The organism is Rhodococcus sp. NS-SX18, assembly GCF_057367935.1.
Window position 1 is genome coordinate 4,808,883 of sequence record NZ_CM170633.1, and the last position, 16,169, is coordinate 4,825,051.

Annotated in this window: 15 protein-coding genes; 4 read left to right on the forward strand and 11 right to left on the reverse strand. The window is 70.4% G+C overall.

Features of this window, described 5'->3' with window-relative positions:
- Positions 1-21: 21 nt before the first annotated feature.
- The 7 genes from AC2IPW_RS22000 to AC2IPW_RS22030 form a co-directional block, all read right to left on the reverse strand.
- On the reverse strand, positions 22-930 hold the full coding sequence (locus AC2IPW_RS22000; RefSeq protein WP_054372542.1) for a L,D-transpeptidase: 909 nt from the start codon (positions 928-930) through the stop codon (positions 22-24).
- 144 nt (positions 931-1,074) lie between these two features.
- Positions 1,075-2,754 carry a 4Fe-4S binding protein gene (locus AC2IPW_RS22005; RefSeq protein WP_486375686.1) on the reverse strand — a complete coding sequence of 560 codons (1,680 nt, stop codon included), beginning with the start codon at positions 2,752-2,754 and terminating at the stop codon, positions 1,075-1,077.
- 121 nt (positions 2,755-2,875) lie between these two features.
- Positions 2,876-3,091, reverse strand: coding sequence for a dodecin (locus AC2IPW_RS22010; protein ID WP_003934847.1), 216 nt, complete (start codon positions 3,089-3,091; stop codon positions 2,876-2,878).
- 48 nt (positions 3,092-3,139) lie between these two features.
- Complete coding sequence (locus AC2IPW_RS22015) at positions 3,140-4,348, reverse strand: serine hydrolase domain-containing protein (protein ID WP_054372544.1); 1,209 nt, start codon at positions 4,346-4,348, stop codon at positions 3,140-3,142.
- 81 nt (positions 4,349-4,429) lie between these two features.
- On the reverse strand, positions 4,430-4,957 hold the full coding sequence (locus tag AC2IPW_RS22020; protein ID WP_003934849.1) for a DUF6764 family protein: 528 nt from the start codon (positions 4,955-4,957) through the stop codon (positions 4,430-4,432).
- Between the two features lie 145 nt (positions 4,958-5,102).
- The gene (locus AC2IPW_RS22025; RefSeq protein WP_003934850.1) at positions 5,103-6,155 is read right to left on the reverse strand and encodes a DNA polymerase domain-containing protein; all 1,053 of its coding nucleotides are present in this window, start codon (positions 6,153-6,155) and stop codon (positions 5,103-5,105) included.
- Between the two features lie 6 nt (positions 6,156-6,161).
- Positions 6,162-7,244, reverse strand: a complete 1,083-nt coding sequence (locus AC2IPW_RS22030) for an ATP-dependent DNA ligase (protein ID WP_486375687.1) — start codon at positions 7,242-7,244, stop codon at positions 6,162-6,164.
- Between the two features lie 101 nt (positions 7,245-7,345).
- On the opposite strand from AC2IPW_RS22030, the gene lppU reads away from it, so the two are divergent.
- Positions 7,346-7,957 carry an LppU family putative lipoprotein gene (lppU, locus tag AC2IPW_RS22035; protein ID WP_003934853.1) on the forward strand — a complete coding sequence of 204 codons (612 nt, stop codon included), beginning with the start codon at positions 7,346-7,348 and terminating at the stop codon, positions 7,955-7,957.
- A gap of 22 nt (positions 7,958-7,979) precedes the next feature.
- Here the strand turns inward: lppU and corA are convergent, their stop codons facing one another.
- Entirely contained in the window at positions 7,980-9,137 is a 1,158-nt protein-coding gene (gene corA, locus AC2IPW_RS22040) for a magnesium/cobalt transporter CorA (RefSeq protein ID WP_486375688.1), read from the reverse strand.
- A 320-nt stretch (positions 9,138-9,457) separates the two neighbouring features.
- On the opposite strand from corA, the gene AC2IPW_RS22045 reads away from it, so the two are divergent.
- Positions 9,458-10,138 carry an exonuclease domain-containing protein gene (locus AC2IPW_RS22045; protein ID WP_486375689.1) on the forward strand — a complete coding sequence of 227 codons (681 nt, stop codon included), beginning with the start codon at positions 9,458-9,460 and terminating at the stop codon, positions 10,136-10,138.
- Positions 10,139-10,172: 34 nt separating this feature from the next.
- On the opposite strand, the gene AC2IPW_RS22050 is transcribed toward AC2IPW_RS22045, so the two are convergent.
- Positions 10,173-11,312: a serine hydrolase domain-containing protein gene (locus AC2IPW_RS22050; RefSeq protein ID WP_486375690.1), complete on the reverse strand. Its 1,140-nt coding sequence runs from the start codon at positions 11,310-11,312 to the stop codon at positions 10,173-10,175.
- Positions 11,313-11,497: 185 nt separating this feature from the next.
- Positions 11,498-12,919: an RtcB family protein gene (locus AC2IPW_RS22055; RefSeq protein WP_486375691.1), complete on the reverse strand. Its 1,422-nt coding sequence runs from the start codon at positions 12,917-12,919 to the stop codon at positions 11,498-11,500.
- Between the two features lie 86 nt (positions 12,920-13,005).
- Between AC2IPW_RS22055 and AC2IPW_RS22060 the strand changes: the two genes are divergently transcribed.
- Positions 13,006-13,422: an archease gene (locus AC2IPW_RS22060; RefSeq protein WP_416061997.1), complete on the forward strand. Its 417-nt coding sequence runs from the start codon at positions 13,006-13,008 to the stop codon at positions 13,420-13,422.
- 42 nt (positions 13,423-13,464) lie between these two features.
- Here AC2IPW_RS22060 and AC2IPW_RS22065 read toward each other — a convergent pair whose 3' ends face one another.
- Positions 13,465-14,355 (reverse strand): helix-turn-helix transcriptional regulator, encoded by an 891-nt coding sequence (locus AC2IPW_RS22065; protein ID WP_416063732.1) that lies wholly within the window; start codon positions 14,353-14,355, stop codon positions 13,465-13,467.
- 149 nt (positions 14,356-14,504) lie between these two features.
- Between AC2IPW_RS22065 and AC2IPW_RS22070 the strand changes: the two genes are divergently transcribed.
- The gene (locus tag AC2IPW_RS22070) at positions 14,505-16,160 is read left to right on the forward strand and encodes an acyl--CoA ligase family protein (RefSeq protein ID WP_416061998.1); all 1,656 of its coding nucleotides are present in this window, start codon (positions 14,505-14,507) and stop codon (positions 16,158-16,160) included.
- Positions 16,161-16,169 lie beyond the last annotated feature (9 nt).

Genomic DNA, 16,169 nt, shown 5'->3' on the forward strand with positions numbered 1-16,169 from the left:
CCGGCGCCGGCCGTTGTGCGACTAGAGGTTCCAGTCGCCGAGGCCGTCCCAGCCGTTGAGGGTGCCGCCACCGGTGTTCTGCACGATCACCGGGTCACCCTTCCGGGCGTTCTCGAAGAACCAGCGGCCGTCCTCGGTGCTCACGTTCAGGCAGCCGTGGCTGACGTTCGTGCTGCCCTGCGCCCACTCGGACCACGGCGCCGCATGCACGAAGATGCCGCTGTTGGAGATGCGGGTCGCGTACTCGACGTAGGTGCGGTACCCCTCGGGCGAGTCCACCGGCACGCCGTACGTGGACGAGTCCATGTACATGTCGCGGAACTTCTCGCCGACGATGTAGGTGCCGTTGGGCGTCTCGTAGCCCGGCTTGCCGAACGACGTCGGCATGGTCTTGACGACCTCACCGTTGCGGGTGACGGTGATGGTCTTGGTGGCGTCGTCCGCGACGGTGATCAGCGCGTCGCCGACGGTGTACGACGACTGCGTGCCCCCGGCGTTCACGGTGACCTGGGTGTGTGCGGGCCAGAACTCGAAGGGACGCCAGCGCACCTGCCGGTCCGACGCCCAGTAGAAGTGCCCGTCGACGGGCGGGTCGGCCTCGACCTCGATGTGCCGCTCGGCGGCGGCGCGGTCGGTGATCGGCTCGTCGAAGCGGATGATGATCGGCTGCGCGACGCCCACGGTCTCGCCGTTCGACGGGTTGATCGACGGCGCAGAGAACGGGGCCGGTTCCGGAGCCTGGCCCGGCAACCGTTCGACGAGTTCCTGCACGCTCGGCAGTTCGGGTCCGCCGGGCCACAGGGGTACCGCGGCGGCGGGTCCCGTCATGGTGAGCGTGGCGGCGCCGACACCCACCAGCGCGGTGACGACACGACCGGACCAGCGTCCGGCGCGGCCGCGACTGCTCGGCCGACCCTTGTTCTCGAACATTCGACAACCCATCGTTCGTTCGTGCCGTCGCACCCACGTCCGCCCCGACAGCGACGACTTGGCGAACCCATTAGACACAGCACACCTGCGGGCGGGCAATTCGACCGCGCCCGTCAGGGCCACCCGCCGGAGCTCGACCCCAGGTCAGGACTCGATTCGGGAGGCAGCGAGGAGATCGTCGACAGCGACGAACTTCACGCGGGAGCGGCCCGCAGCACCGCCCCGGGCGCGTTCCTGCTTGTCGATCTGCTGCCAGCCCCGGTAGTCCACGTATTCCGGCCGGCGCTCGGAGATCAGCGCCGTGAGCTTCTCCCGGTCGGCGACGGGGGCGACGAGGCGGCCGGTCACGAAGTCCTGGACCAGGTGCTCGACGGTCTGGGCGGAGCACTGCTTGTTGGTGCCGATGACGCCGGTCGGTCCGCGCTTGATCCAGCCGGCGGTGTACACCCCGGGCAGGGGCTCGTTCGTTTCCGGGTCCACGACCCGGCCCTCCTCGTTGGGGAGGATGCCGCGCGTCTCGTCGAACGGCAGATCGGCGACGGGATGCCCGCGGTAGCCGACCGACCGCAGGACCAGGCCCGTGGACAGAGTCTCGGTCTGCCCGGTGCGGTGCGCCTCGAGGCGACCGTTGGTCTCGGCGAGTTCGGTGCGTTCGAGGGTGATCGATTCGACCCGGCCGTCACCGTTGAGCGCGACGGGTGCGGCGAGGAAGCGCAGCACGATCCGCTTGTTGCCCTCGCTCGGGGTCCGGCGGGCGAAGCCCTGGACCTGTTCGACCTTCAGTGCGATCCGCGGTTCGACGGCGGGGTCGTCGACGAGGGCTTGGCTGGCCGGGTCGAGTTCGGCTTCGGCCGGGTCGACGACGAGGTCGACGCCCGGGAGCTGACCGAGGGCCAGCAGTTCCGGGTTGGTGTAGGCAGCCTGGGCGGGTCCGCGCCGTCCCACGACGACGACCTCGCGGATGTTCGACGCGCGCAGGGCGGCGACAGCGTGGTCGGCCATGTCGGTTTTCGCCAGCTCGTCCGGGTCGGTGACCAGTGCCCGCGCCACGTCGAGGGCGACGTTGCCGTTGCCGATGATCACCGCGCGTTCACCGGACAGGTCGAAGGTGCGGTCGGCGTAGTCGGGGTGCCCGTTGTACCAGGCGACGAACTCGGTGGCGGCATGCGAGCCGGGCAGGTCCTCGCCGGGGACGTCCAGGTGCCGGTCGCCGGCGGCACCGACGGCGTAGATCACCGCGTGGTGATGCGCGAGCAGTTCCTCGTGGCTGATGTGGGTGCCCACCTCGACGTTGAACCAGCACTGGCTCCTCTTGTGCCCGAGGGCGCTGCGGAACAGCTCACCGACGGACTTGGTGCTCTGATGGTCCGGGGCGACACCGGCGCGGACGAGTCCGTACGGGGTGGGCAGGCGGTCGAAGATGTCGACCTCGACGCGGGCCCGACCGGTCAGCTCCAGCGCGGCGTAGCAGGCAGACGGACCCGAACCGACGATCGCGACCCGCAGGGTGCCGAGTTCGGCGGGGATCTTGGTACGGTCGCGTTCCTCGGGCCAGTCCGGCCCGATCGGGTAGCGCCGGTAGTAGTCCTCGGCGATCTTCAGGTAGGGCTCGTGCTCGGCGGGGAGTTCGTTGTCGGCGTAGATCGCATCCACCGGGCATTCGTCCACGCACGCGCCGCAGTCGATGCAGGTGTCCGGGTCGATGTAGAGCATCTCGGTGGTGGCGAACGGCGCCTCGTCGGGCGTGGGGTGGATGCAGTTGACGGGGCAGACCTCGACGCACGAGGCATCGTTGCAACACGCCTGGGTGATCACGTAAACCACGGTGGATACCTGCCTGAAGTGCCGGGGGTTCGACGACCCACTCAGACTATAACGTGTTCCAATTCCGGTCGAGATCCGGTTCGCTGCACCTGCTCTCCCGGCGTGTCCCCCGCGCCAGGTGTCAGCTGTCGCTCGGCTCGATGCGGAAGCCGATCTTCACGGTCACCTGGATGTGCGCGACGGCCCCGTCGTCGATGTGGCCCCTGACGTTCATCATCTCGAACCACTCGAGATGACGCGTGGTCTCCGCCGCCCGCGCGACGGCCTGCTTGATCGCGTCGTCGACACTGTCCGTCGACGAACCCACCACCTCGATCACCCGGTACACGTGGCTCACAGCTTCGCTCCCTCCGTATCGAACTGCTTCGAACACTCGTGGCCCTCCTCAGGCGCGACGGGCAAGCTCGCGGGCCACCGCGCCCAGTCGGGCGAGCCGCAGATCCCCCAGCGCGATCGGGCCGCTGCCCAGGCGATTCGTCGTGAACGCGAGCGACAGACCGGTGTCGAGGTCGGCGAAGGCGCCCGAACCGCCGACTCCGTAGTGGCCGAGCGCCCCACGCGGCCGCTCCCGGCTGACGAACACCGGCTGGTGGTAGCCGAGGCGCCACGCCATCGGGACGCCGAGCACGTAGTCGCGCCCGCGCACCCGGACCTCGTTCATGGCCTCGACAGTCTCCGGCTTCAGGAACTGCACGCCGTCGATCGTGCCGCCCGCGGCGATCGCTCCGTACATCCGCGCCAGGGCCCGCGCCGAGAACACCCCGTTCCACCCGGGCATCACCGCGTCGTGCACCGACGGATCACGGACCAGTTCGTCGAACTCCTCCGGCATCGCGGCCTCCGCGAGACCGCGGGTCAGGCTCACCCGCGACAGCACCGAGGCGGTCATCCCCCAGTGCAGTCCGGCGGGATTGATCCGCGGGAACAGCTTGGCGATGCGGTGACGCTGGTCCTCCGGAACGCGGAACCAGAAGTCGGGGGTGCCCAGGGGTTCGGCGATCTCCTGCCGGACGACGTCGACGAACGGCAGCCCGGTCACCCGCTGCACGATCTCCGCGACGAGCCAGCCGTAGGTCACCGCGTGGTATCCCGGTCCGCTCAGCCGGCGGGGATCGGGCGGCGCCGCCGCCAGCGCACGCACCGTCGCGTCGTAGTCGACGATGCCCATCCGGCCGGGCCGCAGGTTGCGCACCCGGTGCAGTCCGGCGCGGTGGGTGAGGACGTCCGCGACGGTGACGTGCTCCTTACCGGCCGCCGCGAATTCCGGCCAGTACCGGGCGACCGGCGCGAAGTAGTCGATCAGGCCGCGCTCTGCGAGCCGATGCACCACGGTCGACGCCACGCCCTTGCCGGTGGAGAAGGACAGCGACACCGTGTCGCGGTTCCAGCGCCGGTCGCGGGTGGCCCAGCCCGCCCAGATGTCGAGCACCTTCTCGCCGTCCAGGTAGGCGGCGAGGGCACCGCCGCCGTGCCGGGGCAGCCGGTACAGGTCGAAGAAGCGATCCGCGAGCGGCAGGAATCGCCGGTCGACGTGCATCTCGGTCGGCGGCGGGTCCTGGACCGCCGTCGCGCCCCGCACCGGTCGGGCTGTCATCCGTGGTACCTCCCAGTCGACATCGTGCCGCCAGGCTACGTCGCAGCGTCCGTTCCCGAACGGGTTTTGCCGAACGGTCCGTCAGGGTGCGACGTACCGGAACGTCCCCAGCACGACGCAGCCCCGTCCCGTCGTGAGGTTGACCGCGGTCGCGGCGGACCCTTCGCACAGCACCGGATCGCGCAGGTCACCGATGAACGCCTGGGACTGCGGGCCGGCCAGGACGAGCGCGGCCGCGGGCTCCTCGACGATCCCCAGCGCCAGGGCGTTCTCGCCGAAGCCGACGGCGGCCAGGGGGCCTCCCGCGGCTTCGCCCGCTCCCGCACCCCCGGACAGTCCGGCCGCGAGCACCCGTGCCCCGGTGCGGGCATCGGCGAAGCCGACTCCGCCGTCGCCGTAGCTCCACGCGCCGCTCGGTGCGTCCGCGACCGCACCGCACGCGGTCCGCCCGTCGAGCTGGGTCACCGAGGTCGCCGTACCCGGAGGCGCGGCGCACGTCACCGCCTGGGCGGACGGTGCCGCGACGAGTGCGGCCGCGACACCCGCGACCACCACCGCACCACCGCCGAGCACCCGAACCGACTTGCGTGCATGCGCTACCACCGACACGGTGACTGCCTCCTCCGGCCTCGTCCCCCGCAAACCGAATCCCCTCAGGGGAGTCTACGGAGACGCGCACCGGTTCACCGGGTGGGCGGGCATCGATGCGGTCACGGGACGTCACCGCTCCGGTGACTACGCCCCGGGGAAATGCCTACCCGGGCCGCTTGCGATCCGTGTCGCGCGACGGCTGCACCCGCTTCGGCTCGCCCGGCATCTTCGGGTGGGTGGGCGGGTACGGCAGGTCGCCGAGACCGGCGGCGGCGTCCCGCTCGGCCATCTCGAGCAGCACGTCGAGGGTCTGCGCGGTCTCGTCCATCGCGGCCATCGGGTCACCGCGGCGCTCGAGCAGCCCCGGCACGGTCGCGATCGTGAAATCGTCCGGGTCGGCGTCGACGAGTTCATCCCACGTCAGGGGTGTCGACACCGTCGCGATCGGGGTGCGCCGCACCGAGTACGCCGACGCGATCGTCTTGTCGCGGGCGTTCTGGTTGAAGTCGAGGAAGATGCGCTGCCCACGCTCCTCCTTCCACCACGCGGTGGTGGCCCGTCCGCCGCTACGACGTTCCACCTCCCGCATCAGGGCGATGCCGGCGCGGCGCACGCCGACGAAGTCCCACTCCGGGACGATGCGCACGTACACGTGCAGGCCACGGCCACCCGACGTCTTCGGGAACCCGACCAGACCCAGTTCGTCGAGCAGCGGCCGCAGCACCTCGAGGGCGACCGCACGGGCATCGTCGAAGGCGGTCCCCGGCTGCGGGTCCAGATCGATGCGCAACTCGTCCGGGCGGTCGACGTCCCCGCAGCGCACCGCCCACGGATGGAACGTCACGGTGCCCAGGTTCGCCGCCCACACGACGTCCGCGGCGGCGCGCACCCGCAGCACGTCGGCGGTCCGGCCGGACGGGAACGTGACCTCGCATGTCGCGACGTGGTCGGGCCGACGGGCAGGCACCCGCTTCTGGTAGATCTCCTCGCCCTCGATCCCGTCCGGGAACCGCTGTAGATGCGTCGGCCGCTCCTGCAGCGCCTGCAGCAGCGGCGCCGAGCCGGCCGTCGCGACGGTCCGGTAGTACTCGACGAGTCGACGCTTGCTGCCGGCCTCACCGAGCCGGGGGAAGTAGACCTTGTCGGGGTTGGACAGCCGGACGGGCACACCGCCGACGTCCAGCTCCACCGCGGGAGAACGCTTCGCGTCGGGCACCGGAGATCACACTCCTGTCCGGTCGAGGACGTCGGCGAGGTCATACCGCACCGGCACGTCCAACTGTTCGAAGGTGCAGCTGCGCGGATCGCGGTCGGGCCGCCACCGCAGGAACCGCGCCGCGTGCCGGAACCGCAGGCCGGCCCCCCCGCTGCCCGCCACCTGACTGCCCTCCATCTGGTCGTAGGCCACCTCCAGCACCCGCTCGGGCCGCAGCGGTATCCATCGACGGTCCGCGGCCGTCCGCCACCGGCTCGGCTCGCCCTCGGCGACGACATCGGCACCGACCCGCAGCGGTGCGAGGTCGGCGAGCAGCTCCTGGCGCTGCTCGACGGTGAACGCCGACGCGCCACCGACCATCACCGGTTCGTCGCCGCCGTCGTACAGCCCCAGCAGCAGGGACCCGACCCCGTCGATGCTCTTGTGCGGGCGGTAGCCGATGAGCACACAGTCGGCGGTGCGGGCGTGCTTGACCTTGCGCATCTCCCGCTTGTCGGGCACGTAGGGTCCGTCGAGACGCTTGGCGACGACCCCGTCGAGGCCGGCGCCCTCGAACTCGGCGAACCATCGGCCGGCGATCTGTGCGTCGAGGGTGGCGGCGGTGACGTGGCAGCTCGGGCCGCCACCGACCGCCGCCCGCAGCCGCTCCCGGCGCCGCGCGAACGGCATCTCCATCAGGTTCTCGTCGCCGAGGGCGAGCAGATCGAAGCCGACGAACTGCGCGGGGGTCTGCTCGGCGAGCAGCGCGATGCGGCTCGCCGCCGGGTGGATACGCTCCGACAGGGCCTGCCAGTCGAGCCGGGTCCGGCCGTCGTGCGGGCGCGGCACCACGATCTCCCCGTCGACCACGCACCGGGCGGGCAGCTCCGCCCGCACCGCAGCGGTCAGCTCCGGGAAGTAGCGCACCAGATCCTTCCCACCCCGCGAACTCAGCACCACCTCGTCGCCGGCGCGGAACACCACAGCCCGGAAGCCGTCCCACTTCGGCTCGTACGACCACTCGGGGTCGCCGTCGGTGGGCTGGGCCGGAACCTCGGGCACGGCCTTGGCGAGCATCGGTGCGATCGGCGGTTCGACTGGCAGCTGCACCGGCTCATGGTCGCACCCGGGGCCGACACGTGCCCGTCGGATCTGTGAGAAATCGCCCTACGGTTCCCGTCCGAGGCGGACATTCCGTACGCTCTCCCCCCATGAACCTCATTCGACGGGTGAGCGGCACCGCCGTTGCGTTGGCCGCGGCGGCTCTGGTGCTCGGCGCGTGCGGATCGGACGTCGAGCCCCGGGCGGTGCCCGAGTCCGGGTCCGAGACCACGTCGGCGAGCGCATCGGATACCCGGACGACCACCGGCCGTCCGACCACCACCACCTCGGCACCGACGTCCCCCGGCTCCTCCGGCCTGGACATCGACGTCGAGATCGGTGACTGCGTGCGCCTCGGTGGCACCGTCGACGACGCGACCATCGAGAACGCGACCTGCGGCAGCATGGACTCGAACTACAAGGTGATCGACATCGTCGACTCCAGCGAGCAGTGCGTCTCGGACGCCGACCAGACCTACTACGAGTCCTCCGGCGGAGTCGAGGTGGGCGCCCTGTGCCTCGACGTCGACTGGGTGGTCGGCAGCTGCATGGACATCTCCGGTGAAGACCCGCAGCGCGTCGACTGCGCCGCGCCCGGCCCCGAGACGGAGAAGGTCACCGAGATCCTGCAGAACACCGACAACGTCAACGACTGCTCCGTCTCCGAGGGTGGATTCGTCTACAGCGAGCGTCGTTTCGTGGTCTGCACCGACACGCTCTGAGGTCGCCGTCCGCCGCGGCCGGCTACAACCAGCCGCGGCGGCGGAAGATCGCGTAGAGACCCACGCACGTCATGACCATCATCAGAAGCGCCATGGGATAGCCTGCAGCCCAATGCAATTCCGGCATGGTGTCGAAGTTCATCCCGTAGACCGTGCCGATCAGCGTGGGCGCGAACAGAATCGCCGCCCACGCCGAGATCCGCTTGATCTCCTCGTTCTGCTCGATGCTCGCCCGGCTGAGATTGCGCATCTCCTCGTTCTGCATCTGCGACACCAAGGTCGCGTTGACCGTGAGGATGTTGCCGAGCAACTGCCGGAAGCTGTCGACCTGCTCGACGACCGTCGTCGCGTGGTCGGTGACGTCCCGCAGGTAGCGCTGCAGTTCGTCGTCGGTGCGATACTTGGCGAATCCCGATGACAGACCGGACAGCACCGTGAGCAGCGGCTTGGCCGCCCGCTGGAACTCGATGACCTCGCGGGAGAGCTCGTAGATGCGGCGCGAGACCCGGGGATCCCCGCTGAACACCTCGGTCTCGATCTCGTCGATGTCGTTCTGCAGGCCCGCGACGACCGGCGCGTACCCGTCGACGACGGCGTCGAGAATCGCGTAGAGCACCGCCTCGGGGCCCAGCCGCAGCAGATCGGGCTCGCTCTCCATCCGGTCCCGCACCGCCGACAGGTCGGGCGATTCGCTGTGCCGGACCGTCAGTACGAACGTCGGACCGACGAAGACGTGCACCTCACCGAAGTCGACGCGCTCGGATTCGTCGACGTAGCGGGCGGCACGCAGCACGACGAACAGGGTGTCGCCGTAACGCTCGAGCTTCGGGCGCTGGTGGGCGGCAATGGCATCCTCGACGGCCAGCTCGTGCAACCCGAATTGCTCTGCGGCGGCGTGGAGTTGCGCGTCGGTGGGCCGGTACATCCCGATCCAGGCCATCGACCCGGGCTCGGGTAGGCAGTCGAGGGCCTGCGCGAGTGTCGCCGGCGACGCGACGCGGCGGCCGTCACGGTAGACCGCGCTGTCGACGATGCTGTTCTCCGCCCGCGCCGCACCGTCACGGCCGGAGCTCTGCGCGGCAGCGGGATTCAGGGACGCGCCGAAACCGGCGGACGGGTCGGCGGTCGCCGGGACGGAGCGACGCGGCAGCAGGGCACGGACGGAACGGTTCGGCAGCATGTCGGCACGGCCTTTCGGGGGCACGGAGGGCGACGGCGAGAGTGGTCGCCGTAGGGGCACACACACGCGACGGCAACCGTCGCGCACCGACAGGGCGCGTACGGGCTGCCGTCAGCTGGTACTCGGAGGTCGACTGCGCATCGCGAGTCCCACCTCCTCCACATCACCCGGCACCGCGCCGAGGCTCGACGAACCCCCAGCAGCGTACGCCCTCGTGCCGTGCGGAGCCAGCCGGTCCGGCCCCCGGCGTCGCGCTGCGCCGACGTGTCGGTGGGTGCGGCCACAATCGCCGTGACCGCCCGACCGACGACAGGACCCCGATGACGCACTGGCCCGATCGACCGATCTGCGCGTTCGACCTCGAGACCACCGACCGCGATCCGCGGATCGCGCGCATCGTGACCGCGTCCGTCGTCGTCCTCGACGGTGACACGGTCTCGTCGCGGACGTGGTTGCTCGATCCGGGCATCGAGATCCCCGAGGAGACGTCGGCGATCCACGGTGTGACTACGGAGCGTGCGCGCGCGGAGGGCCTCGAGTACACGACCGGATACACCCGGATCCGTGAGGCACTGTGCGAGGCCTGGGTCCGCGATCACATCGTCGTGGCGTTCAACGCCAGTTACGACCTCACGGTGATCGACGCCGAGGGCCGCCGGCTGGGTCTGCCGGGACTCGAGACGGGCCTGGTGTTCGACCCGTACGTCGTCGACCGCGAGCTGGACCGCGACCGCGAGGGCAGCCGCACCCTGCAGGCGGTCTGCGAGGCATACGGCATCGCGTTGACCGCCGCTCACCAGGCAGAGGCGGACGCCCTCGCGGCGGGGCAACTGGCGCGGGCGCTGTGCACCCGCTTCCCCCAGCTCGCCGACCTGGACATCATGACGGACCAGGCGGCCTGGCACGCGGAGCGGCAACGCAATTTCGCCGAGTATCTCGCGGGTCTCGGGCGCGACGTGTCCGACGTGGACCCGCAGTGGCCGATTCGCGGCGTCGTATGAGTTTTTGTCGTTCAGTGAGTTTCGATTCAGGAGCTCACGACACGGCGGCAAAAGCGGCGGAGACGTACTCCGCCGAACGATCGGAGCCGAGCAGGCCCGGCCCCATCTTGTTCATCACGTACGCAACAGTCATCCTGCGCTCGGTGTCGACGATGATCTGGGACCCGCCCCAGCCACCCCAGAAACAGATCCGTCCCTGCGGCACGAACGGCACCGATTCCGGTGTGGGAAGCCCGAATCCGACTCCGAAGCGGACGGGGACCCCGAGCACGAGGTCCACTCCGTAGGACTGCTCGTCGAATATCGCGTCGACGGTGTCGGCCGAGAGCAGGCGCACGTCGCCGACGCGCCCTCCACACGCGATCACCGACTGGATCCGCGCCAGGGCCCGGGCATTGGAATGCCCGTTGGCCGCGCCGATCTCGGCTCTGCGCCAACCGTCGCTCCACGCCGCCGTGGCGTCGGCGGGCGGACCGGTGAAGGTCCTGACCATCACGCTCGCGGGATCGAGGGTCGCGAGGTCGATCGGCAGCGGGGGCGGGGGGATGACCTCGGAGACCCGCGGGTAGTCCGAGCGGGCCACGCCCAGGCGGAAGTCGGCATCGAGCGGACGGGCAATCTCCTCCTCGATGAAATCGGTCAGTGTCCGGCCGTCGACCCGGCGAACCACTTCACCGATGAGGTGCCCGTAGTTGAGGGCGTGATACCCGGAAGCCGTGCCGGGCTCCCACCACGGCGCCTGTGCCGCCAGCAGTTCCGTAGCTTTGGGGGTGTCGGCGAGATCGTTCATCGTGAACGGCTGGTCCCAGCCGGAGACGCCGGAGGTATGGGACAGCAGGTGCCGGACGAGAATCCGCTCCTTGCCGTTGGCGGCGAAGTCGGGCCAGTACCGCGCCACCGGCGCGTCGAGGTCGAGCCGGCCCCGGTCGACGAGCATCAAGGCGGCCAGAGCGGTGACCGTCTTGCTGCACGACCAGACGTTGGTGATCGTGTCCCGCTCCCACGGCCGCGATCCGTCTGCGTCCCTGGCGCCACCCCAGATGTCGACGACGGGTTCCCCGTCGAGGGTCACGGCGATCGACGCGCCGACGTCCTCGCCCGAATCGAGATTGTGTTCGAGTGCCTCGCGTAGAGCGGAGAACCGGGGGTCACAGACGCCGTGGATGCCGGACATGGACTACTCCTGAGGTGAGGGTGCCAGCCAAAGTTGATTTTGGATTCAACTCGGATGAGTATGCGCACCGCGTTCTGTGATGTCAATCACTGCAGCACTGCACGGATTCCGATCCGGGCGGCGACCCAATGTCACATCGCGTCGATGCAGTCGACCGAATGTGACATTCGGTCAGGGCGGAGCGCTCACCCCTTGACGACTCCGAGCGGCACGAGCCGCGCGACCCGACGGGCCAGGCCCGCCCGCTCGCTGACCTCCGTCACCGCGTCGATGTCCTTGTACGCCTGCGGCTTCTCCTCCGCCAGCCCCCGCCACGAACTCCCCCGCACGAGCACGCCGTGGGACTCGAGCGCGTCGCGCACCGCCCGGCCGTCGGTGTGCCGGGCGGCGCGGTGCCGGCTCTGCACCCGGCCGGCCCCGTGCGCGGTGGAGTAGAACGCCGGGTTCCCGGCGACGCCCGCGAGCACGTACGAGGCGGTGCCCATCGTGCCGGGAATGAGTACCGGCTGCCCCACGTCCACCAGATCCGCGGGGACGTCGGGATGGCGGGGCGGCAGCGACCGCGTCGCGCCTTTGCGGTGCACACACAGGGTGCGGAGGCGACCGTCGACCTCGTGCCGCTCGAGCTTCGCGAGGTTGTGCGAGATGTCGTAGAGGAGGTCGAGGGTCGTACCGGCCGTGTCCTCGAAGACCCGGCGGGCCGCCTCGGTGAGCAACTGCCGGTTGGCCCGGCCGTAGTTGGCCGCCGCCACCATCGCCCCGAGATACGCCTCCCCCTCCGGCGACCGGACCGGAACGCACGCCAGCTGTCGGTCGGGAACGTGAATCCCGTAGCGGCCCATCGCCTTACCCATCTCCCGCACATGGTCGGTGCAGATCTGGTGGCCGAGGCCGCGGGACCCGCAGTGGATCATCACGCACACCGTGCCCACGTCGAGACCCATCGGCCGCGCGGTGTCCGGATCGAAGATCCGCTCGACGGCCTGCACCTCGAGGAAGTGGTTTCCCGACCCCAGGCTGCCGAGCTGACCGAGGCCCCGCTCGACGGCCCGGTCGCTCACCGCGGCCGGGTCGGCGCCGTCCAACACGCCCCGGTCCTCACATCGCTCGAGATCGCGGACGACGCCGTGCCCCTGCTGCACCGCGAATCGGGCGCCGCCCTCGAGCACCTCGTGCAGGACGGTGCGGTTCGGCAGCTCCCACACGCCCCGGGTCTGCATGCCACGCGGCACGACGTGACCGAGCCGGTCCATCAGCGGCCCGAGGCGCGGCGCGAGCGCGGACCGGTCGGCGTCACGCGCGATCAGCAGCCGCACGCCGCACGAGATGTCGAAGCCCACCCCACCGGGGGAGACGACGCCGCCGTCGTCGATGTCCGTCGCCGCGACCCCGCCGATGGGAAAGCCGTAACCCCAGTGCACGTCCGGCATGGCGAACGACGCGGTGACGATGCCCGGCAGGGTCGCGACGTTCGCGACCTGGGTCAGCGCCTCGTCTCCTTCCGCGGCGGGAAGCAGGGACCGGGCCGCGAAGACGATCCCGGGTACGCGCATCGCGCCGGTCCGGTCGATCCGGAACCGGTACGGGGTCTCCTCGACGATCCTCATCACTGTCCGATCCGGGGTGGAGAACGCGACGTCGGCGGCTTCGTTCCACCATAGAATCTGCAGTGCCCGCTGCACAGGAGCGCGTCATGAACGAAAGCGGGTACCGGTCGGTGCCGCACACGGCGGACCTGCGCATCGAGGCGTGGGCACCCACCCGTGACGAGTGCATCGCGCAGGCGGTGCGCGGCGCCGTCGCGAGCTTCGCCGACACCTCCGCCGCCGGGCCGGCCCGGGTGCGCACCCGCCGGCTGGCAGCCGACGGTGACGAGGACCTGCTCGTCGCGGTACTCGACGAGGTCGTCTATCTGCTCGACGCGGCCGGCGAGGTCCCGGTCGACATGGCCGTCGACTCGGGCGCCGGCACGGCGGAGGTGCGGTTCTCGATGGTCGACGCCGCCACGGTCACCCAGGTGGGTGCGGTCCCGAAGGCCGTGTCGCTGCACGGACTGCGCCTCGGGCGCGGACCGGGCGGATGGTCGTGTTCGGTGACCCTGGACGTGTGAACCGGCGACGCGCGCCCGGCCGACGCGCCTCGCTCGGGGCCGCTAGGGCAGCAAACCCTGCCGGCGGGCCTCGACGACCGCTTCGTGCCGGCTGCCCACCTCGAGCTTGCCCATCAGGTTGCGCATGTAGCTCTTGACCGTCTCCACGCTCAGCGCCAGCCGCTCGGCGATCTCGGCGTTGCGGCACCCGAGCGCCACGTACGCCAGCACATCCCGCTCCCGCGCCGACAGCCGCACCGCCGGGGCCGCGTTCCCACCGGTCAGCGTCCGCAGTTTCTCCTCGACCTCACGCAGGCGCGCTTCGATCGCCGGGTCGGACGTCTGTGCCGCGATCTCGCGCAAGGCCAGGTAGCTCTCGGTGATGCCCTCCGATACCGCCGCGGACACGGCCGGCGGAGCGGCGGCGCGGGCGTTGTCGATGAGGGCGACCCGCCGGTCCACCTCGTCGCGAATCTCGATTTCGCGGGCGAGGGTGCGGGCCGACCGCAGCACCTGCTCGACGACCACGTCGCCGATGGGCAGGTTGGTGCGCAGGCCGCCGTACAGGGCAGCGCGGGTGCGGCGGCGCACCACCACCGGCACGGCGACCAGCGACTCGATGCCCTCCCCCGCGACCTCGCGGTCGTACTCGTGGGAGATCTGACGGGAATTGAAATAGTCCGACACTGCGCCCGGCCGCTGCTCGGCGACCACCTTGCCGCCGAGCCCGCACTCCGAGCTGATCACCAGGTCGCGGAGGATGCCACTGCGCGTGCCGACGAACCCGGACAGCAGCATGTCCCCGCCGTGCACGGTGCCGCCGAACAGCACCGGCATCCCCGTCAAGGTCTGCAGGCGGCGCAGCTCGGCGCGCAGCGCGTCCTCGTCGCTCGGCCGCAGCTGCGCGTGCCGGCCCGTCGGCGCAGCAGTCGACGCCCCGAGCCTCGCCGACACAGACCTCACCGGAACCACCTCCGAGACCACGAATACCCACTTCGGAGGGTAGCGGGGGATCTCCCGTGACCCATAACCTCCACCCGTTCCGGTGTTGCAGCGATCACAATGGCGTACACCGACCGAGTGCCGAAGTTCCGGAGGTATCCGTGTCCACCCCGACGTCCACCCCGTCGTCCACCCTCACGTCCAGCACCGCCGCCCGAACGGCGAACCACACCCCGCTCAGCCCGCTGCGGTTCCTCGAACGATCGTCGTCCGTGTTCCCCGATCGCACCGCGATCATCCACGGCGACCGCCGCTACACGTACGCGCAGTTCGCCGACGAGGCACAGCGCTTCGCACGGGTTCTGCGCAGCCGCATCCAGCCCGGCGACCGGGTGGCGTTCCTGGCGCCGAACGTGCCGGAACTGCTCATCGCGCACTTCGCGGTGCCTCTCGCCGGTGGTGTGCTCATCGCGCTGAACTCACGGCTCGCCGGACCCGAGCTCGAGTACATCCTCGGCCACGCCGAGGCGTCGCTGCTGTTCGTCGACTCGGAGTTCGTCGGCTCGGTCGCAGGCGTCGCGGACCGCGTGCCGTCGCTGACCGAGGTCGTGGAGGTGCCGGATTCGACGGTTCCGTACCCGGACGTTCCGGCCGGGATCGTCACCGCCCGGTACGACGAGTTCCTCGCCGCCGCCGACGGCCTCGACAGCACCCCGTTGCACTGGGGCGTCGACGACGAGGAGCAGGTCATCACCCTGAACTACACCTCGGGCACCACCGGCAAGCCGAAGGGCGTGATGTACACGCACCGCGGCGCGTATCTCAATTCCTTCGGCGAGACATTCCACAACGGGTTCGACGGGAAGACGCAGTACCTGTGGACCCTGCCGATGTTCCACTGCAACGGGTGGTGCACGCCGTGGGCCGTCACGGCGGCCGGCGGTACGCACATCTGCCTGCGGGCCGTGCGGGCGGACGCGATCTGGGATGCCGTCGACAACCTCGGGGTCACCAACCTGTGCGGCGCTCCGGCAGTGTGCTCGACCATCGCCGAAGCCCCGCAGGCCCACCGGCTGGACCGGCCGCTGCGGATCACCACGGCGGGCGCGCCGCCGTCGCCGACGGTGATCGCACAGCTCGAGAAGATCGGCGTGACCGTGGTGCACGTGTACGGCCTGACCGAGGTCTACGGGCCGTACACGATCTGCGAGTACCAGGACTCGTGGGACGACAAGCCCGCCGAGGAACGCGCGGCGCTGCTGTCGCGTCAGGGCGTGGGCATGCTGCAGGCGGAGAACGCCCGGGTCGTCGACGCGAACATGAACGACGTGCCCGCCGACGGGCAGACGATGGGCGAGATCGTGCTGCGCGGCAACAACGTCATGGCGGGCTACTTCAAGGATCCGGAAGCCACGGCGAAGGCGTTCGAGGGCGGCTGGTTCCACACCGGTGACCTGGGCGTGATGTACCCGGACGGCTACATCCAGCTCAAGGACCGCGCGAAGGACATCATCATCTCCGGCGGCGAGAACATCTCCACCGTGGAGGTCGAACAGGCCATCGTGAGCCATCCGGCGGTGCTGGACGTCGCGGTGGTGGGCGTGCCCGACGAGAAGTGGGGCGAGCGACCCAAGGCGTTCGTGATCCTGAAGAAGGACGAGACCGTCACGGCGGAGGAGCTCATCTCCTACACCCGCACGCTGCTCGCCGGGTACAAGGTGCCGCGGGAGATCGTGTTCCCGCTGGACCTGCCGCGCACGCCGACCGGCAAGATCCTCAAGTTCGAGCTGCGGGCCGCGCACTCGCCGCAGGCCTGAGGCCGGCCG